Source organism: Devosia sp. LjRoot16, assembly GCF_964252795.1.
Taxonomy (GTDB): Bacteria; Pseudomonadota; Alphaproteobacteria; order Rhizobiales; family Devosiaceae; genus Devosia_A.
Genome location: NZ_CAXUPH020000002.1, coordinates 372,476 through 397,322, shown reverse-complemented (window position 1 = coordinate 397,322; position 24,847 = coordinate 372,476). Strand labels below are relative to the sequence as shown.

Sequence of the window (24,847 nt, the reverse complement as noted above, 5' to 3'; positions counted from 1 at the left end):
GAGTTCCCCGCTTTCGCGGGGATGACACCGAGCTGCAGAGGCTCGGTTCGCATACCCAACGTCACCCGCTTTCGCGGGAATGACCCGGTGCGTGGACTGACGTAGCACCAGCTCCCTTACGTCAGATCCGGCGTCCGCTCACCAGCGCCCTGTGTATGCGGGTCGGCGGCCAGTTCCACCTGCGCCTGCTCGTCGTCGGCGGTGAGCATCTTGTTGATCGCGAGCTTGGCCTTTTCGGTCAGGTCGCGCAGCGTCGGCAGGTATTCGGGGGTCGGCACCCAGGCGCGCAGCTGCAGCATGATCTTGTCGCCGACAAAGCTCTCGACATGCACCGTCGGCGGCGGATCGACCTGCACGCGCTTATCCGAAGTGGCGATCTTCAACATCGTCCGGCGCGCCGCCGCGACATTGATCGAATCCGGCACGGTGATGTTCACGTCGATTCGCCGGCGCGGCTCGCGGCTGTGATTGGTGATCGCCGAGGACCAGAGCTTTTGATTCGGCGTGAAGATGTAGAGCCCGCTGGTCGAGCGGAGCCGCGTGCCGAACAGGCCGATTTCCACCACCACGCCGGCCACCCCATCGCCGACGATATACTCGCCGATGGCGATGGGCCTCAGCCACACCAGCATGATTCCCGCCGCGATATTGGCGAGGGTGCCTTGCAGCGCCAACGCGATGGCAAGGCCGGCGGCGCCGATCACCGCGTAGATCGAGGTGCTCGAGACGCCGAGGAAACTCAGCGCCGTAACGATCGAGAAGATGATGATGCCGTAGCGGGTGACCTGCGCCAGCAGCGGGGCAAAATTCTTGTCGACGCCATAGGCGCGCGGCAACAGGTTGCGCACCATGCGCGACAGCGTGCGCGCCAGGTACCAGCCGGCGATCAGCACGATGAGCGCGCTTACGAGGGCCACGGAATTGTCCGCAAGCCACCTGAGCGGCAGAGAGATGGCTTCGGTCGCGTCGGTGGGCAGGTCGTTCATCGGCTCTTCGTGGGCTGTTTCGCTGCGGGCGTTAACTTACCAATCTGGCAAAAGCAGGAAAGTCCACAGCAGCGCGAATAGATGCTGGACAAGGTGGGGGACCCCTGATAGTCAGCCGCTCGGACAGGGTGCGTAGCTCAGATGGTAGAGCAGCTGACTCTTAATCAGCGGGTCCACGGTTCGAGTCCGTGCGCACCCACCAAGTCCTCCTAAAGCTTTGAAATGGCGGCCGGAACAGGCATTGACCTCGTTCCGGGCCCTGGACCGATGCGCCTTCGCCGTTCGACGTTGAAGCAGCGATCCACGTTGTCGAATCGGTACTCAAGCGCCGCGTCCGGCTGGTGGGGAGCCGGCGATTGCCGGCCTACAAAGCGCCGCGGGCGTGAATTGATCTAATGGCGCTCTTCACAAGGCTCGCCGCGCCGCTTACATAGCCCCACCACCCTTGCTCACGGAGATACCCCGGAATGCCCTTCGGCCTTGATGCTTCGGCTTTTGCGGCGTTCTTTCAGGTTATCATGATCGATCTGGTGCTCGCTGGCGACAACGCGGTCGTCATCGGGCTCGCGGCAGCCGGGCTGCCGGCCGATCTCCGTCGCAAAGCCATCCTTATCGGCATCATCGCTGCGACGATCCTGCGCATCTGTTTTGCGCTGATCACTACCCAGCTGCTGGCGCTCGGCGGCGGCCTGCTCATCGCGGGCGGTCTGCTCCTGCTCTGGGTGTGCTGGAAGATGTATCGCGAGCTGTCGGTCTCGCACGAGGACGAACACAACGCCACCGAGGCGCTGGCGGATGCAGACCTCAACGCCGACGGTACCGTCTCGGGCAAGAAGAAGAAGTCGCTGAAGGCGGCGGTCTGGCAGATCATCATCGCCGACGTCTCGATGTCGCTCGATAACGTGCTGGCGGTGGCCGGAGCGGCGCAGCACCACGAAGTGGCGCTGATCTTCGGTCTCGGCCTCTCGGTGCTGCTGATGGGCGTCGCGGCGACCCTGGTTGCGGGCCTCTTGCACAAGTACCGCTGGATCGCCTGGCTCGGCCTCGTGATCATCCTCTATGTGGCGGTGAAGATGCTCTACGAGGGCGCTGACCAGCTGCTCGGCCACACGCTGCCGATGATCCCGCTGATCAAGGGCGCGCCTCCCGTTCCGGTGGTGCACTAACTCCCACGTAACCACGGCCCGAGTTTCCTCGCATTGCGAGGCGGGCCGTAGGGATTTCCTCACGCGAGGGACGATAGCGTCCGGCAGGTTGTCTGCCGGATTTCGTCCATGTCGCTTGCCGCCCTTTCGCTCAGTCCCGTTGCGCAGTTTGCCGTCCCGTCACGACCGGTCGCTTCCAGCTTCGCCATGAACCTGGTCGAACCGGAAGCCTGGGACGATGCGATCGCCGATTTCGAAGGCGTCTGCCAGGAGCAGCTCGCGACCTTCGCGCGGGCCCGCTGGCCGGGCGTCGCACTCGAGCCGCAGCTGTTCACGCTGGCTGGCGAGGTGGTCGGCGGCTGCCTGATCATGGTGCAGCCGCTGCCACTTGGGCTCGGCTCGATCGCCGTGGCCAAATGGGCGCCGATGCTGCGCCATACCGACACGGCCGACGCCAACGCCATCTACGCCCGCATGGTCGCAGCGCTGTCCGAGGAATATGCGGTTGGTCGCCGGATGATGCTCTCGGTGCTGCCGCGTGCGGCGCTGGGCGCCGCCAACGCCGAATACGAACAACTGCTTGCCCGCGGTTTTCGTCAGGGCGCCAGGCTGCTGTTCCCGGATCGCTACATCGTCAACCTCAGGCTGAGCGACGCCGAGCAGCGTCAGAGCTTTCACCAGAAATGGCGCTATCACCTCAACAAGGCCGAGAAAGCCGGGCTGAGCTTCGAGCACGCCGGAGCTGAACGGCGGGCCGAGTTCGACGCGCTCTACGAGCAGATGGTCGACCGCAAGAAGTTTCCCGACCATTCGGCTTACGGCACCGTGCCGGCGCTGCTGGCGATGGACAACCCGACCTTGAGGCCCGAGCTGTTCTTCGTCAGGCGGGCCGGTGAGATCGTCGCCGGGGCGATCATCTTCAAGGCCGGCGATCGGGCGGTCTACCTCTACGGCGCCACCAGCGCCGCGGCGCTGGAACTGCGCGCCGGCTATTTCCTCCACTGGCACATCATCCGCTGGCTGCGCGACCATACCGCCGCCCGTTGGTACGATCTCGGCGGCACCGATGGCTTCCAGGGGCTGCACCAGTTCAAGAAGGGCATGGTCGGCGAGCGCGGCGTTATCACGCCGGTGCCGCCCGTCGCCAACTATGCCGCGCACTGGTGGCCACGCCTCGTCGGCGAAGGCGCCTTCGCCGGCCGGGAGATTGCACACGCGCTCGGCCGCTATGTCGATCGGCTGCGGCTTGATCGCGCCAAGCCGGACCAGCGGCGGAGCGCCGAATGAGCCTCCGGCAGCGCCTCGTTTCACAATCGAGCGTGATCTTCGGTGCCCGGCTGTTCGGCGCCGGCGTGATCTTCCTGGCCCAGGCGGCCATCGCCCGCTTCTGGGGCGCCGATATCCTCGGCGAGTACCTCTTGATCATCGCCACGGTGAACATCGTCGCTGTGGTGATGCCGCTCGGCTTCGAGACCATCGGCACCTACTTCGCCGCCGAGTATCGCTCGAAGGGTGAGGGCCGGCTGCTGCGTGGCTTCATGCTGCGCGCCTACGGCCACGTCGCGGTGACCTCGCTGGTGCTGCTGTTCCTGGGCTATCCGCTGGCCGGGCTGTTCGGCGAGCCGGGCAGGGTGCTGCTCGCCCACTGGCTGCCGGCCTGCCTGATGGCGCTCGCCACCGCCGTGGTCTACTGCAACAGCGCGTTGCTGGTCGGGCTGAAGCGTCCATTCGCCGGCTTCTTCGCCGACACCATCTTTCGCCCGCTGCTCATCGTCCTCTGCTTCGCGCTCGCCGCGATGGCGGGCAATGCGGAAGCGAAGTTCGCCGAGCTGATCTGGCTCCTCGCCATCGGTTTTGCCGTGATTGCCGCCGCCCAGTTCGCCTGGGTGCTGCGCGCTGTCCGGCAGGTGCCTGAAGCCATGGCCGCTACCGCAGCCGAGCAGAAGCGCTGGTGGCGCTTCGCGCTGCCATGGGTGGTCATCGCGCTGGCCACCGACTTCTTCTTCGACATCGACCTGTTGCTCCTGTCCCACTTCCTCGATCGCGAAAGCCTCGCGGTGTTCGGCGTGTGCACCCGGGTGTTCTCGCTGGTGGCGTTTGGCGTCTCGGCGGTCTACGCAGTGACGCTGCCCGAGATGTTCGAGCGCAACGCCGCAGCCGACCGGGCGGGATTCATGAAGCAGATCGGTGAGGCCAACCTCGTCGCCTGCGCCATTTCGGTGGCACTGTTCGCCATCGTGGTGCTGACCGGGCCGCTGCTGCTGATGCTGTTCGGGCCGGAGTTCCAGGTCGGCGTCGTGCCGCTCGCCGTGCTCTGTCTCGCCCTCTGCGTGCGTTCACTGTTCGGCCCCGCGGCGCTGGTGCTGTCGATCCGCGACCGGCCCTACGCGACGCTGCCGGCCATCGGGCTCGGCATGGGTGTGCTGGTTGGGGCTAACATCCTGCTGGTGCCGGCGCATGGGCTGATGGGTGCTGCGGCAGCAGCGCTGGCGGCCCAGACCTTCTGGTCGGCGGCGATGTGGTTGACGGCGAAGCGGATGGCCGGGATCGACGTCTCGATAGGCCCGCGGCTCCAGGAGCTCCTGGCGGCCCGGCGGGTGAAGGACGTCTAGCGTTTGTGGGCGTTTGGCCGCGCCCTCACCGCCCCAGCAGCATATCCACCCGCGCCCTGAACCTGGCGATGCGGCCCATGCTCATCCCCGAGTCATAGTCCTCGGTGACCTTGGTGTAGAACTTCTCCATCACCACGTAGTCCTGCCCGAAGATCTGCTGACGCAGCAGCGCCGCCTGCTCGTAGCCGTAGCGGCGGAGCAGGGCGAGGGCGACTTCGTTCTCCGGCCGTACCCAGGTGAAGGCCTTGTGGAACTTGCCGTTGTCCCAGTGTTCGTCGAACACCCGCATACCGTAAATGCCGAGCCGGCTCTGCCGGTGCGACGGAAAGATCCAGCTCCAGTAGCGGAAGATCGAGCCGGTCTCCGGCCCGGAAACGAGACCGCCGCCGGGCACGCCGTCCTGCGTCAGGATGATGACGTGGAAGGGGTCGACGCGCTGCAGCGCCCGCAGGAACCCCTTGGTCAGGCGGCTCTTCTCGTGCTCTTTGAAGCGTTCCGAATAGTGCGGCGACTCGTCGATCACCGCCATCAGCTCGGCATGGATCATGTCGAGTTCATCCGGTCGCGCGGCGTGATAGCCGAGTTCGGGCATCGAAGCCTCCAAATGGTATTGCCGGCATTGTCACCTGAAACCGCCGAGAAAGCGTTTACGGCGAGGGTTTCCGAACGGTTTCAGCGCTTTCCACTAGGCCGAAAGGCGGCAAGTGGTCTGCTTGCCCGACCTTCAGGGCTTGGTTAGAACGGTTCGCAAAATCGGAGGACTATCGATGAGCGAGAGTTTGGTGTTCGCCCCCAGCGCGGCGGCGGTTGCCCGGACACGGACCACGGCGGCGCAGTACGAGGAGATGTACGCCCGCTCGCTGAGCGATCCGGATGGCTTCTGGAAAGAGCAGTCCCAGCGCATCGACTGGATCAAGGCCCCGACCAGGATCAAGAACACCAGCTACACGTACCCCGACATCTCGATCAAATGGTTCGAGGACGGGGTGTTGAACATCTCCGCCAACTGCGTCGATCGCCACCTCGCGACCCGCGCCGATGAGACCGCCATCATCTGGGAAGGCGATATCCCCGGCACCGACGACAAGGTCACTTACCGCCAGTTGCACGAGCGGCTCGGCCGCTTCGCCAATGTGCTGAAGGCCAATGGCGTCAAGAAGGGCGACCGCGTCACGATCTACATGCCGATGATCATCGACACCGCGGTGGCGATGCTGGCCTGCGCCCGCATCGGCGCGGTGCACTCGGTGATCTTCGGCGGCTTCTCGCCCGACTCCATCGCCGGCCGCATCAACGACTGCGATTCCAGGATCGTGCTGACGGCCGATGAAGGCCGCCGCGGCGGCAAGACCATTCCATTAAAGAAGAACGTCGACGAAGCGCTGCTCAAAACCCCGGGTGTCGAGCGCGTCATCGTGGTCAAGAACACCGGCAACGCTGTGGCGATGCAGGCGGGCCGCGACGTCTGGTACGCCGACGAGGCCGCCAAGGTCTCCGCCGACTGCGCGCCCGAGCCGATGAACGCCGAGGACCCGCTGTTCATCCTCTACACTTCCGGCTCCACCGGGAAGCCCAAGGGCGTGCTGCACACCACCGGCGGCTACATCGTCTGGGCCTCGCTGACCCACGAGCGCGTCTTCGACTACCAGCCGGGCGAAATCTACTGGTGCACCGCCGACGTCGGCTGGGTCACCGGCCACAGCTACATCGTCTATGGGCCGCTCGCCAATGGTGCGACGACGCTGATGTTCGAGGGCATTCCGAGCTATCCCGATGCCGGCCGCTGCTGGCAGGTGGTGGAAAAGCACAAGGTCAACATCTTCTACACCGCGCCCACCGCCATTCGCGCGCTGATGGGCGCCGGCGCCGAGATCCCCGACAAATATGCCATGCCGTCGCTGCGGCTGCTCGGCTCGGTGGGCGAGCCGATCAACCCGGAAGCCTGGCTCTGGTACCACAAGCATGTCGGCAAGGAGCGCTGCGAGATTGTCGACACCTGGTGGCAGACCGAAACCGGCGGCATTCTGATTTCGGCGCTGCCCGGCGCCATTGCCGCCAAGCCCGGTTCGGCCACCAAACCGTTCTTCGGCATCAAGCCGATCGTGCTGTCGCCTGAGGGCAAGCTCCAGGAGCAGACCAAGGCGGAAGGTGTGCTCTGCATTGCCGACAGCTGGCCGGGGCAGATGCGCACCGTTTATGGCGACCACGCGCGCTTCGTTTCGACCTATTTCGAGACCTACAAGGGCTACTACTTCACCGGCGACGGCTGCCGCCGCGACGAGGACGGCTACTACTGGATCACCGGCCGCGTCGATGACGTGCTCAACGTCTCCGGCCACCGCATCGGCACCGCCGAGGTGGAGAGCGCGCTGGTGGCGCATCCCAAGGTCGCCGAGGCGGCCGTGGTCGGCTACCCGCACGACATCAAGGGGCAGGGCATCTATTGCTATGTGACGCTGATGGCCGGCGAGAAGGGCGACGACGCGCTGAAGACCGAGCTCCGGAACTGGGTGCGCAAGGAAATCGGCGCCATCGCTTCGCCCGACCTGATGCAGTTCGCGCCCGGCCTGCCCAAGACCCGCTCGGGCAAGATTATGCGCCGCATCCTGCGCAAAATCGCCGAGAACGACTACGGTGCGCTCGGCGATACCACGACACTCGCCGATCCGGGCGTGGTGACGGACCTGATCGAGAACCGGCAGAACCGCTGAGGCTGGAGCGTGGGGCCACCCCCACCCTTGATCCCTCCCCACAAGGGGGAGGGAGACGCTCGAACCGAGATCGTGCAGTTATCGCCTCCCTCCCCCTTGTGGGGAGGGAATGAGGGTGGGGGTGGCCCCACGCTCAGCTCCATCGGGGTTTCGCCGCATTCTCTTGCCAGAAGCCAGTTCCCGATTTCTCCGAGACCCTCATTCATGCGCTTCGCCACGATGCTTCTCGCGACGCTTCTTCCCCTTGCTGCCTCACCTGCCTTGGCCCAGTCGCTCGAGCAGATGGCGGGGCAGATGATCGTTGTCGGGTTTGTCGGCAACGGCGTCGACGACAAGGGCGTGGCGGCGCTGAGGGCCGAGATCGCAGCAGGCGATATCGGCGGGGTGATGTACCTCAAGACCAACGTCGCGAGCCGCAAGGCGGTGGAAGCGATGAATACGGCGTTCCGCGAAGCGGCTCCAGCCGGGTTGCCGCCATTCATCACCCTCGACCAGGAAGGCGGGCTGGTCGAGCGGCTCGATAGTGCCGCCGGCTTCAAGGAAATTCCCGATGCGGCCTCGGTCGCGGCCAAGAACACGCCGGCCGAGGCCCGCGCCATTTATGATGGGTTGGCGCAAGGCGTCGCCGCCTGGGGCTTCAACGTCAATTTTGCGCCGGTGGTCGACCTGTCGGTCAACCCGAACAACCAGGTGATCGCCAAGTACGGCCGCGCCTTTGGCAAGGATGGCAAGGTGGTGGCTGAGTACGCCGCCGAGGTGATCGCCGCCCACCACGCTGCCGGGCTGCTGACCTCGCTGAAGCACTTCCCTGGCCACGGCTCATCCACGGCAGACAGCCACGAGGGCTTTGTCGACATCACCAAGACCTGGAAGGACAGCGAGCTCGAGCCCTATCGCGAGCTGATCTCAGGCGGCTACGAGGACATGGTGATGATCGGTCACCTGATCGACACCAATGTCGATCCCTCCGGCATGCCGTCGAGCCTCTCCAAGCCCTGGATCGAGGACAAGCTGCGCGGCGAGCTCGGCTTCAAGGGCGTGGTGATCACCGACGATCTCGAGATGGGCGCCATCCGCGACCACTTCAGTCTCAAGGAGACGGTGGTCAACGCGGTGCGGGCCGGCGTCGATGTGCTGTTGTTCTCCAATACCGCCTACCAGCGCGCCACGCTGGGCGACGAGGTTCGCGCCATCCTCCTTGCCGAGGCCGAGGCCGATCCGGTGTTCAAGGCGCGCGTCGAAGAAAGTTTTGCGCGCATCGTGGCGCTGAAATCGCGCATCGGAGCCGACAATGTCCAAGCTCAATAAGGCTGAGGTCATCGCGTCGCTCGGGCTCGGCGGCCATTTCGAGGGCGGTTACTTCCGCGAGACCTTCCGCCCGACGCATCGTGACAAGCTCGAAACGGCGCGCGGCCGGCGCGGCACCATGACCAGCATCTACTACATGCTGACCGACGATTCCCCGGTGGACCACTTCCACACCAAGCACTCGGATGGCATCCAGTTCCACCATTTCGGTGCGCCGCTGACCTATCACATGATCCACCCCGATGGCCGCTACGAAGCGGTGGTGCTGGGGCCGGACCTGGCCGCCGGACAGGTGCCGAGCCTGGCTGTCGCCGGCGGCGTCTGGAAGGCCGCCGAGCTGCCGGCAGGCGAGTACGGGCTGGTCAGCGAGGTGGTAGCGCCGGGCTGGGAGATGGAGGACATGATCCTCGTCACCCGCGCCGAGCTTCTGGCCCGTTTCCCTCAGCATGCCCAAGTGATCACCCGGCTGACCCCGGCGCCGTAACGCCGTTGCGGGGTTGTCGCGGCGGTGCTGCTTCATCTATGAGGGCCGGAGTTTTCCCCACCTGAGCCGGGGCGGGCGTCGAAAGCGCTCCCGTCCCATAGCTCAAATGGGCTAAACTTCGGATCGCGGAGCGCTATCAGGAAAAGTTGCAGACTTTTCCGGTTCGATAGCGTGACAATCAAATACACGGATTATCTCGCCGATCGATCGGCGGGATAATCTGCAGGCGAGAGGTTTTGGCATGAGCGAAGAGGGCAGGGAGGTGCGGCGGGTACGTGCGCTGTTCATCTCCGATGTGCATCTCGGCATGCGTCCCACCCGCATCACCCAGTTGATCGACTTCCTGCGCTGGCACGAAGCCGAGACGATCTACCTCGTCGGCGACATCGTCGATGGCTGGCGGCTCGCCAAGGCCTGGCACTGGCCGGCGGAATATCACCAGTTGGTCGAGATCTTCCTCGACAAGGCGCTGGCCGGCACGCGCATCGTGGTGCTGCCGGGCAATCATGACGAATTCCTGCGCGAGTATCTCGGCACCTATTTCGGCGAGGTCGAGTTCGTCGATCGCACCGTTCACACCACGGCACAGGGCAAGACCTACGTGGTCATGCACGGCGACCAGTTCGACGTCGTCGTCGCCCACGCCAAGTGGCTGGCGCATGTCGGCGACTGGGCCTATCGCGCCGCGCTCCGGCTCAACATCGCCGTCAACTGGGTGCGCCGCCGCATGGGCCTGACCTACTGGTCGCTCTCGGCCTGGGCCAAGCACAAGGTGAAGAACGCCGTCAGCGTCATCGGCCGGTTCGAGGAAGCGCTGACGCTCGAGGCCCGCGAAAGCGGCGCCGATGGCGTCATCTGCGGCCACATCCACTACGCCGACATGCACGAGCGGCTGGGCATCCACTACGTCAACACCGGCGACTGGGTGGAGAGCTGCACCGCCGTCGCCGAGACGCACGAAGGCGTGCTGGAGCTGGTCCGCTGGACAGAGACCCCGCTGCCGCGCAAGCCACGCCGGCTGCGGCTCAGGCGTGCGCCGGCGGTGCCCGGGCAGTAAGTTCACATTGCGGCTGGGGCCCACCCCCCACCCTTGATCCCTCCCCACAAGGGGGAGGGAGACGCTTGGCCGGAGAACTTGCAGCTATCGCCTCCCTCCCCCTTGTGGGGAGGGACTGAGGGTGGGGGTGGCCCCGCGCTCCGTCATCTCCTGTGTGACAGCCCGGCTCCATCCGTCATCCCATCGTCACACCCCATTCGCAGCCCTGTCACCCGACTCCCGTAAACCCCACGCATCGCTTGCCGATGGGTGGGTCCGATGCGCAAGGTACTGATCGTCACCGATGCCTGGTTGCCGCAGACCAATGGGGTGGTGCGCTGCCTCGAAGCGGTCGGCCGGGAGTTGATGGGGCGGGGCCACGAGGTCAGCTACCTCACCCCCGAGGGGTTCTGGACGTTCCCGATGCCGACCTATCCGGAGATCCGGCTGTCGCTGGTAACCCCGATGACCATTGGGCAAGTCATTGCCCGCGAGGCGCCGGACCACATCCACATCGCCACCGAAGGCCCGTTGGGCCTGCTCGCCCGCTTCGTCTGCCTCGAGCAGGGGCTGGCCTTCACCACCAGCTACCACACTCGCTTCCCTGAATATGTCGCGGCCCGCATGCCGATCCCGACCGAGTGGACCTATGGTTTCCTGCGCTGGTTCCATGGCCCGGCCGCCGCAACGCTGGTGCCGACCGCCTCGATGCAGGAAGAGCTCGCCGCGCGCCAGTTCGGCCACGTCCGGCTCTGTACCCGCGGCGTCGACCACTCGCGCTTCTCGCCGGGCCCCAAGAGCGAGTTTTCCGATCTGCCCGGCCCGCACCTGCTCTATGTCGGCCGCGTCGCGGTGGAAAAGAACGTCGAAGCGTTCCTCAAGCTCGATGTCCCCGGCACCAAGATCATCGTCGGCGACGGCCCGGCCCGCGCCGAGCTCGCGGCGCGCTATCCCGAAGCCGTATTCCTTGGCCTCAGGACCGGCGAGGAGTTGTCCCGGCTCTACCGTTCGGCCGATGTTTTCGTGTTCCCCAGCCGCACCGACACCTTCGGCAACGTCATGATCGAGGCGTTGGCGTCGGGGGTGCCGGTCGCCGCGTACCCGGTCACCGGCCCGCGCGACATCCTCACCGACCCCGCCTGCGGCGCGCTCGACGAGGACCTCGGCTTCGCCGTCATCCGCGCCCTCACGCTCAGCCGCGAAGCGGCGCGCACCCACGCCCTCGGCTTCACCTGGGCCCGTTGCGCCGACCTATTCCTCGAGGCGCTGGTGCCGGTCCGCAAAGCGGCGGCGAAGGCGGCATGATCTCCGTCACGTAACGCCTGATAACGCCGAGCCCGTTGATCTTTCCGCGCCCGCTCTGCACTGTCCGCCGGTGCGGCGGATTCTCCCGCCGGGAGCACACCCGGATGTCGTCGACCACCATCGCCCCGCGCATCTCGCCAGAGCTGCGCGCTGCGATCTATCATTTCACCGTCTTCGGCAGCACCGGCGTAGCGTCCGTCTATCTGGGCATCTGGCTGATCAACCACGGCATCAGCGCCGAGGAGATCGGCATCATCAACGCCGCGCCGCTGGTCGCCATGCTGCTGGTCAACCAGCTGGTGGGGCGCATCGCCGATCGCATGCCGGATTGGCGCGGCGTTATCATCGTCCTGTCGCTGATCGCTGGGCTGGTGCCGATCGGGTTGTTCTTCGTCTCCGGCTTCTGGGGCATTCTCGGTATCTGGATCTTCTCGGTGATGCCGGCCTTCGCGCTGGTGCCCGTCGTCGATGCCGCGACGCTGCGCATGACGCAGCGGCGGGGCACCGACTTCAGCGCCGTGCGCGCCTGGGGCACTGTCGGCTTCATGGTCGCGACGCTCGTCAGCGGCCCGCTCATCGCCTGGCTCGGCGACGGGGCGTTCGTTCCGGTGTTCGTCGCCTTCGCGCTGCTGCGCGCCGTGCTGGCGTTCCAGCTGCCGCAATTCCGGTCCGGCGAGGATCGCGCCGCCTTGAGGAAGGGCGCCCGCCATCTGCGCGAGGTGTTGAAGCCGTGGTTCGTGATGGGGCTGCTTGGCCTCAGCATCCTCTATTCGACCCATAGCGCGATGACTGCCTTCGCCGCGATCCTGTGGACCGAGCAGGGCATCTCACCCGGGCTGATCGGGCCACTCACCGCCACCATGGCTGCGGCCGAAGCGGTGATGATGTTCGTCTGGAGCCGGCTGAAGCTCAAGGTTTCGGCCCGCCATATCATCATCTTCGCCTGTCTGGTCGCCGCCTTGCGCTGGACCGCCATGGCGTTCTCACCGCCAGTCTGGGTGCTGTTCGGGCTGCAGCTTTTGCACTCCATCACCTTCGCCATGGGGTACCTCGGCGGCATCTACTTTATCGCCAACTGGACCAGCGACGACATTGCCGCCGAGGCGCAGGGTTTCTCCTATGTGCTGCAGCAGGCGATGTCGGTGGTGATCATCCTCGCCATGGGTTGGTTCGTGGCCGCCTTTGGTCCAATGGCGTGGTTGTTCGTCGCGGCCTATGCCGTTCTCGGAGCGCTTTGCGTGGTGCTCTCGCTGAAGCTGCAGCCCCCATCCGCGCACCCGATCACGTCGGACCAGCTGACCGTAGCCGATCCGGCCCCCTGAGGTTTGATATGCCTGCCAAATCGGCCACAGAGCCGTTCATTACGCCGGAGCTGCGCGCCACGGCGTTCTACTTTTCCATCTACATGGCGGGGGCGGCGTTCAACGTTTATGGCGGCATCTGGTTTGCCGACAAGGGGCTGAGCTCCGAGCAGATCGGCATCATCAACGCCGTACCGGTGCTGGTGACTCTGCTGCTCAACATCGTCGTCGGTCGCGTCGCCGACAAGGCGTCAGATTGGCGGCAGGTGATCGTGCTCGGCTGTGGGCTCGGCGCACTGATCCCGATCGCGCTGTTCTACGTCCACGATTTCTGGGGCATCCTGATCATCTGGACGCTGGCGCTCCTCCCCATCAACGTCATCGGCCCGGTCGTCGATGCCGCTACGATGCGGATGACGCGACGGCGCGGCACGCAATACGGCTCGATCCGCGCCTGGGGCACTGTCGGCTATATGGTGACGCTGTTCGCCGTCGGCTGGGTCATCAGCCAGTTCGGCGGCGGCATCTTCCTGCCGATGTTCGTCGGGCTCTCGATCCTTCGCGGCCTCGTCGCCTTCGGGCTGCCGCGCTTCCGCGCCGGCGAGGGCGAATTGAAGCCGCCGGTGACCGGCGCGACTCATCTCGGCGCGGTGATGAAGCCGTTCTTCCTGTTGCCGCTGGTCGGCTTCTCGATGGTCTACGCTACCCACATCGTGCTCAACGCCTTTCAGGCCCTGCTGTGGATGGAGCAGGGGCTGTCGGCCGATCTGATTGCACCGCTGCTGGCGCTGGCCGCCTTCGCCGAGGCGGCGATCATGTTCCTGTTCGGCCGGATCGCTCGCCGCTTCTCGGCCCGCAGCCTGATCCTGCTCTCGGCTGCCACGGCGGTGTTCCGCTGGATCTGCATGGGCTTCCAGCCCGGTCTCGAGTTCCTGATCCCGCTGCAGCTACTGCACGCCTTCACCTTTGCCCTGGGCTTCATGGGCTGCGTCAACTTCATCGCCAACTGGACCAGCGACGAGATCGCCGCCGAGGCGCAGGGCTTTTTCCAGATGCTGCAGCAGGCGATGAGCGTCATCGCGCTGATCGCCTTCGGCTGGCTCACCGGCCTGATGGGCGCCCAGGCCTACTTCATCGCCGCCGCCTTCGCCTTTGTCGGTGCGGTGCTGATCTGGCTGTCGATCACCATGCAAGGCCCCAAGCGCCCGGCCGAAGCCCGGCTGGGCTAGCAAAGCCGGCGCCGCGCTCTATCTCTCCTAGGTAACTCCAGGAGAGACTGATGAACGCTGCGCCCAAACCCTATCAGCCGATCAACTTCGCCCAGAAATACGAGCTGTTCGCCGAGCAGTGGCAGCCCAAGGTGGTGGCCGAGCTGAACGACTATCAGTTCAAGCTAGTGCGCATCGAGGGCGATTTCGTCTGGCATGACCACCCCGATACCGACGAGGCCTTCATCGTGCTCGAGGGCGAGCTGCGCATCGATTTCCGCGATGGCGCGGTAACGGTGAAGCCCGGCGAGATGTTCGTGGTCAAGCAGGGCGTCGAGCACAAGCCCTATGCGGCTGGCGAAGTGAAGATGATGCTGATCGAGCCGCGCGGCGTCACCAATACCGGGTCGGCGCCGGGCGAACGCACGGCACAGAACGACGTCTGGATCTGACTGAAAAGAAAAGGGCCCGCGGTGTCCCGCGGGCCTCAAGTCAAGGTCAATGTGGTGCGCGTCAGCCGAGGCGGCCGCTGGCATGGGCCAGCATGGTGTAGACGCGGCCGCGATCGCTGAGCAGGTACTCGCGGGTCTCGCCGGCCGGGTTTGACCCGGTAGCGGCACGCTTCAGGAGCTGCTCGAACTCGGCCATGTAAGTGGCCGACGTCTTGGCGAAATCGCTGTCGCGCTGGATGCGCTTGCGCACTTCGTCATAGGTCGCCTGGCCGCCCAGCGTGTAGATGCGGCGCGAGAACACATTCTGCTCGCCGGCCTGGTAGCGCTGCCATGCATCGGCCAGCGCCGAGGGTTCCATCGCCTTGGCGATCTCCTCGGTGAGGGTCGAGAGGTTCTGCGGTGCAGCGGCGGGAGCCGGAGCCGGAGCAGCGGGGGCGGGGGCCGGGGCGGCCGCGGCAGCCGACGGGCCCGATGCATTGCGCAGCACGTCACGCAGCCAACCGCCACCTTCTTCGGTCTTGGGGGCAGCCGCAGCGGGCTTGGCCTCGGCAACCGGCTGCGGGCGCGGCGCAGTGACCACCGGGGCCGAAACCTCCGGCATCGCCGTGTAGCGCTGTTGCGCGCGGGCCGGCTCGGCCTTCGGCGGCTCGGCGGCGCGCACCGGCTCCGGACGGACCGGTTCCGGACGCGGCTCGGGCCGCGACGGGGCTTCGTCGCGTGCCGGACGGCTCGGCGACGGACGACGCTCGTTGAGGTCGTGCGTTGCCGGCTGGGCGCGGACGATGGCGTTGAGCTCGGCCAGGGCCTCGATCTGCTCGGCCACGACGCGACGCATCGCGGCAGCGCTGGACTTGGTCTCTTCCGGCAGTTCCATCACGCCACGCGCCAGTTCGGAGCGGGTGTTCTCGAGTTCCGAGCCCACTTCCTTGGCGGTGGCGCGCATCGCGGTCGCCGTCTCGTTGAAGCGCTGCGTCGCGGCCTCGAGCGCCTGCTGCATCTCGAGGATCATCGTTGCCTGGGTCTGGCGCAGGGCATCGGCGGCACGCTGGCTCTCGTTCGCCGCGGTGTCGGTGAACGAGCCGAGCTGGGTCGCGACGCGGTGCGAAGTGCCGTCCAGCGCTTCCTCGAGCAGGTTGGTGCTCTTGCTGAGCACCGACTGCATCTCGGACGTGGCGCTGGCGAGGGCGCTCTGCACCTTGTCGGTGGTGCCGGTGAGGGCCTGCTCCAGCTGACCGGTGGTCTCGCCCAGGGCGGTCTGCACCCGCTCGGCCGTGCTGCTCATCACCGATTCGAGCTGGCTGGTGGTCTCACCCAGCGCGTTATGCACCTTCTCGGCGGTGCTGTTCATCACCGACTCGAGCTGGCTGGTGGTGTTGCCCAAGGCGTTCTGCACCTTCTCGGCCGTGCTGGTGAGCACGGATTCGAGCTGGCCGGTGGTTTCGCCCAGGGCGGCCTGCACGGTCTCGGCGGTGCTGGTCAGCACGCTGTGCAGCTGGCCGGTGGTGTCGGCGAGAGCTGCGTTGATGGTGCCCGAGGTCGCTTCCAGCGTCTCGGCGACGCCGGACGTGGTCGAGGCCAGGAGTTGCTCCATCGACTCGCGGGCGGCGACCAGGCGCTGCTCGGTCTCTTCGACGGTGTCGGAGATCGAGTGGGCGAAGCCGCGCATGCGGGTGTCGATCTCGTCGGCGCGGGCGGTGAAGGCCTGCGCCAGCTCGTCCATGGCCGAGCGACGCTCGTCGAGGTTGGCAAGGGTCAGGGTGCCCGAAGCCGAGAGGTTGTGCGCCGCGCTGTCTAGGCTCTTGGCCTCGGCGTCGAGGTTGCCGAGCATCGAGCCGAACTCGTTGACCATCGAGGCGATCGAGGCCTGCAGCGCGCCCACATGCTCGGTGACCAGGCGCCCGGCTTCTTCGGTCGAGCCGATCGCCTCGCGCACCGTGGTCGAGTAGGTGGCGGTCTGCTGGGCCACCGAGTTCTCGAGGTTGGCGAGGTTCGCCGTCGAGGCGTCGAGCACCTTCTGCAGCAGCATGTTGGAGTCGTTGAGCTTGCCCAGCGCCGTCGTCACATCGGTGAGGATGCGCGAGGTCGACTGGTTCATCAGGTCTTCGGCCTGCGAGGCGTTGGTGATCAGCGCCTGCGCCAGCACGTTGCCGTGGTTCTGCAGGCTCATCTCGAGCTGCGCCGAGCTGTCGGAGACCAGCGCCGAGAAGGCGTCAGTCTTTTCCGACACCACCCGGTTGATCTCGGCAACCTTGCCGCCGATGGCGTCGGCAGCGGCCACCGCCTTGATCGAGATCAGTTCGTCGATATTGCTCGACGCCTGCTGGAACTGGGCGAGGGCGCGGCCCACCGCTACGTCCATGCGGTCGGCGGTCGTGGTGACATCGTCGGCGATGCCCTGCGTCGCCGAAACAATGCGGCGGGAGATGGTCTCCTCGATACGATCGGCGCCGGCCTCGAGGTCGGTCATCGATTGCACCAGGGCGGTGTTGATCGCGGTATTGAGCGAAGCCAGACGCTCGGCCGTGATGTCGGCGCGGGCGGTGATCGCCTCGGGCAGGGTGCCCAGGCGCTGGTCCACCATGTCGGTGATGGCCTTGCGGGCCGAGTTGACGCCGGTCTCGATGATGTCGGCGGCCTTGCGGGCGCTCTCGCCCACCGTGCTGGCCGCACCTTCGATGCGGGCATTCACGCCGGCTTCGGCGTCGGCCATGCGGAGGATCGCGCTGTCGATGCCGCGGCCAAGGCCTTCGCTGACTTCCGAGACCTTGGTTTCGATCAGCGTCGAGACGGCGCCGGCGCGTTCCGACATCACCTCGGTGACGTTGCGCAGGCTCGCATCGATCCGGTCGCGGGCCGTCGTGCCCTGCGCGTCGATGGTGCGGGCCAGCTCGCTGGTGCGCTCGCCGATCGCCGCGGCGATGCCGACGGTGTGGCTGCCGAGCGTTTCGGCCAGCTGCTGGGTGCGGGTGTTGAGCGCCTCGGCAAGCTCCGCCGAACGGGTCGACACCGTCGACGCCAGCGCCTGGGTGCGCTGGTCGAGGCTGTCGCCGATCTGGCTGGCGTGCTGCTGCAGCGTCCGGTCGATGGCCTGGCTGCGGCGGTCGAGACTGTCGCCGATCTGGGTCGCGTGCTGCAGCAAAGTTGTGTCTAGCGCGGCAGTCCGCTGGTCGAGGCTGTCACCGAGCTGCTGAGCGTGCTGCAGCATGGCGGCGTCGAGTGTCGAGGTCCGCTGGTCGAGGCTGTCGCCGATCTGCTGCGCATGCTGCTGCAGCGCCAGGTCGATGGCCTGGGTGCGGGTGGCGACCGACTGGTCGAGCGCCTGCGTGCGGCTGGCCACGGCCTGGTCGAGCTCCTTGGCGCGGCCGGTCAGCACGTTGTCGAACTGCTCGACGCGCGAACCGAGCGCCAGGTCGATCGCCTGGGCGTGGGTGATGATGTTGGTGTCCATCGCGCGGGCATGCCCGGCAATGGTCACGTCGAACGCCTTGACGTGCTCGTCGAGCGCCGCGCTTAGCTCGCCATGGCGGCTGCTCAGCGTCTCGCCGAGGAGCTGCGTGCGGCTATCCAGCGCGTCGGCGATGATCTGCGTGTGGCCTTCGAGCGAGTCCGAGATTTCCTGCGACCGGTTGGCGATCGCTTCGGTGATCTGCTTGGTGCGCTGGCCGAGCGTTTCGGTCATTTCGCGGGTGCGCTGCGAGACGATCTCGTTGAAGTGCTCGGACTTCTCGTCGAGCGCCATCTCCAGCACGTTGGCGCGTGCGGCAAAGCTCGCATTGTTTTTGTCGAGCGCCGCGATCAGCTTGTCGCCCTTGTCGCCGATGACGCCATCGAGGCTGGCGAGGCGGTTGTCGATGACCACCGCGATCTCGTCGAGGCGGGCGTCGAACTGCGCGAGGTTCTGCGAACCGGCGCCGGTGAGGGTGACGCGAGCTCGTTCGGTGGTGTCGTCGAGGGCGCCGGAAAGCTCGATCATCGCCGACTGCAGGCGCGATTCCATCGAGTTGACCTGGATCTGCACCTGCTCGTCGAGCTGATGCGACAGGCCCGACAGCAGCTGCTCGGCTTCACGGGCGCGGCCGGTGATATCGGACGCGATGCGGGTGCCGATCATATCGAGGGCGCTCGACACTTCATGGCCGCGGTCGCGCAACTGGTCGAGCAGGGTAATGCCGCCCTGGCTCAGGAGCTTGGCCAGCGACGAGGTGCGGTTGTCGATGGCGTCCGAGAGGGTCACGGCACGGCTGTCGAGCGCTTCGGTCAGCGACTGCATGCGGCCGTCGATCACCGCGCTCAGTTCCTGCGTGCGGTTTTCGAAGGCGCCCGAGATAGTGCCGGCGCGGTCTTCTAGCGTGATGTTGAGGCGCGAGGCGCTGTCGTCGAGGGCTACCAGCAGGTGGCTGGTGCGCTGGTCGATCAGCGACACAAAGCTCTCGGTGCGCTCGCCGAACGCGCCGTTCAGCGAGTTACCGGCAGTTTCGAGCGCCTTGGTCAGGTTGCCACCGCTTTCGACGATGGTGCCGGCGATGCGCTGCGAAATCATGTCGAGGTCGAACACCAGGCCGGTATGGCTTTCGGTGATCGCTTCGCGCACGCGTTCGGTATTGGTGATGACAGCTTCGCGCTGGCTGGCCAGTTCCTGGATCAGCGCGCGCATACGGGATTCATTGTCGGAATAGGTACGCTCGAGCGCCGTGACCTCGTTGTGGATCATCACTTCGAGCTCGCCGGCGCGCGACAGGGCGCGCTCGAGGCCATCGCCCAGCGCGTTCACTTCGCGGCGCACGGCCTGACCGACCGAGGCGACCTTCTCCGATGCGGTGGTCTCCGGCTCGGCGAGGCGGATCGCCGCCTGCGTCACCGCGGCTGCGGCGTTGCGCAGGTCCTGCGCCCGGCGGATCAGCGTCGCGATGGCGAAGATGCCGATCACCGGCACGATGGCGAGCGCCAACAGGCCGATGAAATCGTTCGAACCCCAGAAGGAGGCATTGCCCATGTCGGCGCCGTTGCGGATCATCGCCACCAGCGCGATCGCCACCACCCAGCCGAGCGCCACCAGCCCGGCCACCATGGTCGGCGCGCCGGACGATTTCGACTGCAGGCCGTAGAGAATTTTGGAAGAGGGGAAGCGGTCGTCATTGGCGACCGAACCGGTCTGCGCCGCGAACTTGTCGGCGGTGCGCTGACGTTCCGAACGCGGCGAGTTATCGCGCGGCGGCAGCTTGGGCGCGGCCTTTTCGGCCGGCGGCTCTTCCGCTGCTGCGGGCTGGTCAAGGTTGGCGAAAACCGAGTCCTTGAGCGCGTCCTCGACTGCCGAGAATGCCAGAGTTGCAGGATCGTTCTGGGGTGTTGCGGTCTTTTTGGCCATAACTCTTTACAACTCTCGCATCGGCACTTGGCGGTCGATCAGAGCCTGCATTGGACCACCCCGGGGGTTCCGGTTAGTCGTCCAAATTGGGTAAAATGCGATTCAAATGCCCCGCAATCTGCCCTATGCCCCACGCCGCCGCACGCTAGGTGGACCTCAAACATACATACAATTTGAGGCAAACCGAGCGCATTCTTAACGGAAGGTTAATTTCGGGTCGGAATGCGGCCGGTTAAGGGCATAGGTAAGATTGTACCCATTCGTTTTGGCTGCCCTTCACCCGGTCTCGCTAGCTTCCTGCCATAGCCCAGGTCCGGGCGGTAGGAAGGGTTGCGGGGATGGTTAGGAATATTGCAGTCGAAGCCGGGGCAGGGTCAGCCTCCCGGGACCTTTCCCATGCTCCCATCGACATGGATCACCTCGACCAGCAGTCGCTCGGCGATCCGGGGCTGCGCGATGAAGTGCTCCGGCTCTATGCCCAGATGTCGGGCGTCTATCTCACACGCATCGAGGAAAGCACCTCGATCCCGCTGCTGCTTGAGCACCTGCATACGCTGAAAAGCGCTGCCGCCGGCATTGGCGCCTGGGGTGTCCGCGATCTCGCCAGGCGCGCCGAAGATGCGCTGCGGGCCGGCGAGCCGGTCAATCCCGAGCATATCCAGGACATTGCCGCGGCCGTCGCCGACTGCCAGGCCTTCATCACCGAACTGCTCAGCGCCGAAGAGTGAGCGCGTCGCATGAGCGTGCGCCGTTTGGCGCGCTTGCGAGGCGGGGGCTGCACCGCTATATGCGGCTGACCCTGTCGAGCGAAGTTACATGCCCCACATCACCTATATCGAATCCGACGGCACGCGGCACGAGACCGAGGGCGAAGTCGGTTCGACCGTGATGGAAACCGCCATCATGAATGGCGTGCCCGGCATCGTCGCCGAATGCGGCGGCGCCTGCACCTGCGCCACCTGCCACGTCTATGTCGATGACGCCTGGACCGAGACGGTGGGCGGCCCCTCGATGATGGAAGAGGACATGCTGGATTTCGCCTATGCGGTGAAGCCGACCAGCCGCCTCAGCTGCCAGATCAAGGTCAAGGACGCCCTCGACGGGCTGGTCGTCCACGTGCCGGAGCGGCAGGGCTGACAGCGGCTTTGACTTGGCCGCAGGGTCGGTTCACCCTGCCGGGCGGTGCTAGGCATGGAGGTCGATCGCGCTTTGGCGGGCGAGATGGTGAACATCATCGACGGCAAGTGCGGGTACGCCTGCTGCCGGAGGCTTCGTCTACAGACTCAGCGGCTTTGGTGGCACGCGACACTTCGTTGCCAGATCCCACTAGCGAATGCGCATAGCCCCTTTGACCGGAAGCCCCGCCTGAGCCCGTTGCGCTGTCACCATTCCACCATCAGGGCGGTGCATGGATTCATTTCGCGGCTGGGGCGGCGTCGCCTCAACGCAATTCTAATCCATACCTGCTACGGGAAACATTAAAGCTATTGAATTTCAATAGCTTGTTCCAAAGTCTCGAAGTCAGTATGTATCCGGCTTCGGAAAGGCCGTGAATGGGTGAACTGAACACATTCCCCGTCAGCTACAAAGTCCAGGGTCAGCGCATCGTCATCATCGGCGGTGGAGAAGAAGCCCTCAACAAAGCCCGATTGGTTACTAAGACGACTGCTTTGGTCGTCATTATCTCCCGGAACATCGAAGCCGATTTCTCCCAACTGCCGGTCACCGTGCTGGCGCGTCCGTTTGAGGATGCCGATCTCGTTGATGCGGCACTGGTTTTCGTTGCCGACCACGGCCCGGACGGCGATGCCGCCAAGCGTGCGGCGCGGGCCCGGCGTATTCCGCTGAACGTCGTCGATGTCCCCGAAGAGTGCGATTTCTACACCCCGTCGATCATCGACCGGGCGCCGGTGACCATTGCGGTCGCCACCGAAGGCGATGCACCCGTGCTGGCCCGGCTGATCCGGGCGCGGATCGAAGCGGCGCTGTCGCCGAACCTTGGCGCCCTGGCCAAGCTGGCCGGTTCGATGCGCGACAAGGTTGCGGCGCTGCTGCCGGGCACGCGCGCCCGCCGTTACTACGAAGAGCTGGTCACCTCTCCCGAAGTAGAAGTGGCGCTGCTGCGCGGGCAAGGTGACGCGAAGGCCGAAAGCCTCCTGGTCCAGCATGGTGCAGAGGGCGACAGCCCGGGCGTCGTCTGGCTGATCGGCGCCGGTCCCGGCGCCGAGGATCTGCTGACCCTGCGCGCCCAGCGCCTGCTGCAGGAAGCCGACGTGATCGTTCACGATCACCTGGTCCCCGCGGCTGCCGTCGAGATGGGGCGGCGCGATGCCGAACGCATCCTCGTGGGCAAGCAGAAGGGCCATCACTCGTTCACCCAGGCCGAGATCAACGCGCTGATCGTGCGGCTGGGCAAAGCCGGCAAGCGCGTGGCCCGCCTCAAGGGCGGCGACCCGATGGTGTTCGGCCGCGCCGGCGAAGAGATCGATGCGCTGAAGGCCGCGGGCATCGCCTACCACATCGTGCCCGGCGTCACTTCGGCGCTGGCGGCAGCCGCCGATACGGCGACCCCGGTGACGCTGCGCAAGATTTCGACCGGCTTCGTCCTCGCCACGGCGCATGGCGCCGAGTCCGAGGAACTGAAGCACTGGGCGGCGCTGGCCTCGACCGGGCTGACCTTGGCGCTCTACATGGGAAAGTCCGTCGCCGGGCCGACAGCCCAGCGGCTGATCGCCGAAGGCGCCGCGGCGACCATCCCGGTCGGCGTGGTGGTCAGGGCAGGGCGCAAGGACCGGGTGCTCTATCGCGGCACGCTTGGCACACTCGCCTCGGGCACGATCGAGCTCGAGGACGGGCCGGCAATCATTTTCGTGGGCGAAGCGATCGCTCATGGCGACTGGAGCGAGGCAATCGAACTCGCCAGCTCCGAATTCAAGGTGGCGTAAGTGAGCATGGAAATCCTCACCGGCAATGAGCTGATGAGCGGGGCGACGGTCTATCTCGATCGCGCCGGCAAATGGGTTGAAGAGCTGCAGGAGGCTCGCGTCTTCCTCAAGGAAGAGGCGGAGGCCAAGGAAGCCGCGCTGGCCGCAACCAAGAAGACGCTGCGCGTCGTCAGTCTCGAGGTCGAGACCGTGACGCTGCGCGACGGGGTGATCCACCCCGACCGTATCCGCGAACGCATCCGCGCGGAGGGCCCGACCGCCCCGCGCTTCGAGCGCCAGCATCTCGACGAGGATGGCCATGTATCGATATGACGAGTTCGACGCCGCGTTCGTGAAGGAACGCACGGCGCAGTTTTCCGACCAGGTGGCCCGCCGTCTGACCGGCGAACTGAATGAGGACCAGTTCCGGCCGCTCAGGCTGATGAACGGGCTCTACCTGCAATTGCACGCTTATATGCTCCGCATCGCCGTGCCCTACGGCACGATGAGCTCGAAGCAACTGCGCATGCTGGCGCGGATCGCTCGCGACTACGACCGCGGCTACGGCCATTTCACCACGCGCCAGAACATCCAGTTCAACTGGCCCAAGCTGCGCGACATTCCGAAGATCCTCGCCGACCTGGCCTCGGTCGAGATGCACGCCATCCAGACCTCGGGCAACTGCATCCGCAACATCACCACGGACCAGTTTGCCGGCGCCACTGCCGACGAAATCATCGATCCGCGTCCGGTCGCCGAGATCCTGCGCCAATGGTCGAGCCTCCATCCGGAGTTCTCGTACCTGCCGCGCAAGTTCAAGATCGCCATGACCGGCTCGACCAACGACCGCGCTGCCATCCGCTTCCACGATATCGGGCTACAGGCGGCGACCAACGCGCTGGGCGAAATCGGTTGGGAAGTGTGGGTCGGCGGCGGTCTTGGCCGCACCCCGATGATCGGCAAGCAGATCAGCCCGTTCGTGCCGCACGAACACCTGCTCGCCTATCTCGAGAGCATCCTGCGCGTCTACAACCGCTACGGTCGCCGCGACAACAAGTACAAGGCGCGCATCAAGATCCTGGTGCACGAGACCGGCATCGACACCATTCGCGAGCAGGTCGAGGAGGAGTTCGCCCATGTGAAGGGCGGCGTGCTGACCCTGCCGCAGCAGGAGCTCGACCGGATCACCAAATACTTCGCCCAGCCCGATTACGAGCTGGTCAACGAGACCACAGTGGATGTGGCGAAGGAAAAGATCCTCAACCCGCCCTATGGTCGCTGGCTCGAGCGTAACCTCAACGCGCACCGGCAGCCGGGCTATGTGTCGGTCACCATCTCGCTGAAGCCGACCGGCGGCGCGCCGGGCGACGCCACCGACAAGCAGATGGAGGTCGTCGCTGACCTTGCCGAGCGTTACTCGTTCGACGAACTGCGCGTCAGCCACGAGCAGAACCTGGTGCTGCCGCATGTCCGAGTCACCGACCTGCCGGCCGTTTACGCTAAGCTGGTCGAGCACGAGCTGGCCGAAGGCAATGCCGGGCAGATCACCGACATCATCTGCTGCCCGGGTCTCGATTTCTGCGCGCTCGCCAATGCCCGCTCGATCCCGCTGGCGCAGGAACTCAGCCGCAAGTTCGCCTCGCCCGAGCGCCAGGCCGAGATCGGCGACCTGAAGATCAAGATTTCGGGCTGCATCAACGCGTGCGGCCACCACCATGTCGGCCATATCGGCATTCTGGGTGTCGAGAAGAAGGGCACCGAGCTCTACCAGATTACCGTCGGCGGCGACGCCACGGAGAATGCCGCGATCGGCAACATCCTCGGCCACGGCTTCGTGGTCGAAGACGTGCCTGCTGCCATCGAGCGGCTGGTCGACCTGTATATTTCGAAGCGCGAGAGCGCCGACGAGTCGTTCATCGCTGCCTACCGGCGGCTGGGCGACGCGCCGTTCAAGGAGGCGCTGTACGGCAATGCCTGAGTTGAGACCCCTTTGGCCCGACGCCGAGGAGC

Annotated in this window: 19 protein-coding genes and 1 tRNA gene; 17 read left to right on the top strand and 3 right to left on the bottom strand. The window is 65.7% G+C overall.

The genetic code is table 11. From position 1 onward, the window contains the following. Nucleotides 1–116 precede the first annotated feature (116 nt). A complete protein-coding gene (locus ACSQ23_RS12350; protein WP_436090800.1) occupies nucleotides 117–986 on the bottom strand; it encodes a mechanosensitive ion channel family protein in 870 nt (289 codons plus the stop codon). Between the two features lie 126 nt (nucleotides 987–1,112). On the opposite strand from ACSQ23_RS12350, the gene ACSQ23_RS12345 reads away from it, so the two are divergent. The 4 genes from ACSQ23_RS12345 (at nucleotide 1,113) to ACSQ23_RS12330 (ending at nucleotide 4,743) form a co-directional block, all read left to right on the top strand. Next, nucleotides 1,113–1,188, top strand: a tRNA-Lys gene (locus tag ACSQ23_RS12345). A gap of 265 nt (nucleotides 1,189–1,453) precedes the next feature. Then, a complete protein-coding gene (locus tag ACSQ23_RS12340; RefSeq protein WP_055878350.1) occupies nucleotides 1,454–2,152 on the top strand; it encodes a TerC family protein in 699 nt (232 codons plus the stop codon). Nucleotides 2,153–2,260: 108 nt separating this feature from the next. After that, a complete protein-coding gene (locus ACSQ23_RS12335; protein WP_055995886.1) occupies nucleotides 2,261–3,418 on the top strand; it encodes a lipid II:glycine glycyltransferase FemX in 1,158 nt (385 codons plus the stop codon). Continuing rightward, entirely contained in the window at nucleotides 3,415–4,743 is a 1,329-nt protein-coding gene (locus ACSQ23_RS12330; RefSeq protein WP_055995889.1) for a lipopolysaccharide biosynthesis protein, read from the top strand. The genes ACSQ23_RS12335 and ACSQ23_RS12330 overlap by 4 nt, the downstream gene beginning before the upstream one ends. A gap of 25 nt (nucleotides 4,744–4,768) precedes the next feature. Here ACSQ23_RS12330 and ACSQ23_RS12325 read toward each other — a convergent pair whose 3' ends face one another. Then, nucleotides 4,769–5,335: a hypothetical protein gene (locus ACSQ23_RS12325; RefSeq protein ID WP_436090799.1), complete on the bottom strand. Its 567-nt coding sequence runs from the start codon at nucleotides 5,333–5,335 to the stop codon at nucleotides 4,769–4,771. A 175-nt stretch (nucleotides 5,336–5,510) separates the two neighbouring features. Between ACSQ23_RS12325 and acs the strand changes: the two genes are divergently transcribed. From acs to ACSQ23_RS12285, 8 genes are all read left to right on the top strand, one after another. Continuing rightward, nucleotides 5,511–7,454: an acetate--CoA ligase gene (gene acs / locus ACSQ23_RS12320; protein WP_436090798.1), complete on the top strand. Its 1,944-nt coding sequence runs from the start codon at nucleotides 5,511–5,513 to the stop codon at nucleotides 7,452–7,454. 204 nt (nucleotides 7,455–7,658) lie between these two features. Next, complete coding sequence (locus ACSQ23_RS12315; protein ID WP_436090797.1) at nucleotides 7,659–8,762, top strand: glycoside hydrolase family 3 protein; 1,104 nt, start codon at nucleotides 7,659–7,661, stop codon at nucleotides 8,760–8,762. After that, on the top strand, nucleotides 8,746–9,246 hold the full coding sequence (locus ACSQ23_RS12310) for a cupin domain-containing protein (RefSeq protein WP_436090796.1): 501 nt from the start codon (nucleotides 8,746–8,748) through the stop codon (nucleotides 9,244–9,246). The genes ACSQ23_RS12315 and ACSQ23_RS12310 overlap by 17 nt, the downstream gene beginning before the upstream one ends. A 241-nt stretch (nucleotides 9,247–9,487) precedes the next feature. Beyond that, nucleotides 9,488–10,303 (top strand): UDP-2,3-diacylglucosamine diphosphatase, encoded by an 816-nt coding sequence (locus ACSQ23_RS12305; RefSeq protein WP_055878338.1) that lies wholly within the window; start codon nucleotides 9,488–9,490, stop codon nucleotides 10,301–10,303. 258 nt (nucleotides 10,304–10,561) lie between these two features. Continuing rightward, on the top strand, nucleotides 10,562–11,587 hold the full coding sequence (locus tag ACSQ23_RS12300) for a glycosyltransferase family 4 protein (RefSeq protein ID WP_436090795.1): 1,026 nt from the start codon (nucleotides 10,562–10,564) through the stop codon (nucleotides 11,585–11,587). 104 nt (nucleotides 11,588–11,691) lie between these two features. Then, complete coding sequence (locus tag ACSQ23_RS12295; protein ID WP_436090794.1) at nucleotides 11,692–12,909, top strand: MFS transporter; 1,218 nt, start codon at nucleotides 11,692–11,694, stop codon at nucleotides 12,907–12,909. Between the two features lie 8 nt (nucleotides 12,910–12,917). Continuing rightward, nucleotides 12,918–14,117 (top strand): MFS transporter, encoded by a 1,200-nt coding sequence (locus ACSQ23_RS12290; RefSeq protein ID WP_436090793.1) that lies wholly within the window; start codon nucleotides 12,918–12,920, stop codon nucleotides 14,115–14,117. 50 nt (nucleotides 14,118–14,167) lie between these two features. Further along, a complete protein-coding gene (locus ACSQ23_RS12285) occupies nucleotides 14,168–14,548 on the top strand; it encodes a cupin domain-containing protein (RefSeq protein ID WP_055878332.1) in 381 nt (126 codons plus the stop codon). Between the two features lie 61 nt (nucleotides 14,549–14,609). On the opposite strand, the gene ACSQ23_RS12280 is transcribed toward ACSQ23_RS12285, so the two are convergent. Beyond that, entirely contained in the window at nucleotides 14,610–19,913 is a 5,304-nt protein-coding gene (locus ACSQ23_RS12280) for a hypothetical protein (RefSeq protein WP_436090792.1), read from the bottom strand. 410 nt (nucleotides 19,914–20,323) lie between these two features. Between ACSQ23_RS12280 and ACSQ23_RS12275 the strand changes: the two genes are divergently transcribed. The 5 genes from ACSQ23_RS12275 (at nucleotide 20,324) to ACSQ23_RS12255 (ending at nucleotide 24,815) form a co-directional block, all read left to right on the top strand. After that, nucleotides 20,324–20,641 (top strand): Hpt domain-containing protein, encoded by a 318-nt coding sequence (locus tag ACSQ23_RS12275; RefSeq protein WP_055995919.1) that lies wholly within the window; start codon nucleotides 20,324–20,326, stop codon nucleotides 20,639–20,641. A gap of 88 nt (nucleotides 20,642–20,729) precedes the next feature. Next, on the top strand, nucleotides 20,730–21,050 hold the full coding sequence (locus tag ACSQ23_RS12270; RefSeq protein ID WP_055878326.1) for a 2Fe-2S iron-sulfur cluster-binding protein: 321 nt from the start codon (nucleotides 20,730–20,732) through the stop codon (nucleotides 21,048–21,050). A 416-nt stretch (nucleotides 21,051–21,466) separates the two neighbouring features. Then, nucleotides 21,467–22,858 carry a siroheme synthase CysG gene (cysG, locus tag ACSQ23_RS12265; RefSeq protein ID WP_055878320.1) on the top strand — a complete coding sequence of 464 codons (1,392 nt, stop codon included), beginning with the start codon at nucleotides 21,467–21,469 and terminating at the stop codon, nucleotides 22,856–22,858. Between the two features lie 6 nt (nucleotides 22,859–22,864). Next, nucleotides 22,865–23,170, top strand: a complete 306-nt coding sequence (locus ACSQ23_RS12260) for a DUF2849 domain-containing protein (protein ID WP_055878318.1) — start codon at nucleotides 22,865–22,867, stop codon at nucleotides 23,168–23,170. After that, nucleotides 23,157–24,815: a nitrite/sulfite reductase gene (locus ACSQ23_RS12255; RefSeq protein WP_055878317.1), complete on the top strand. Its 1,659-nt coding sequence runs from the start codon at nucleotides 23,157–23,159 to the stop codon at nucleotides 24,813–24,815. The genes ACSQ23_RS12260 and ACSQ23_RS12255 overlap by 14 nt, the downstream gene beginning before the upstream one ends. Nucleotides 24,816–24,847: the final 32 nt, after the last annotated feature.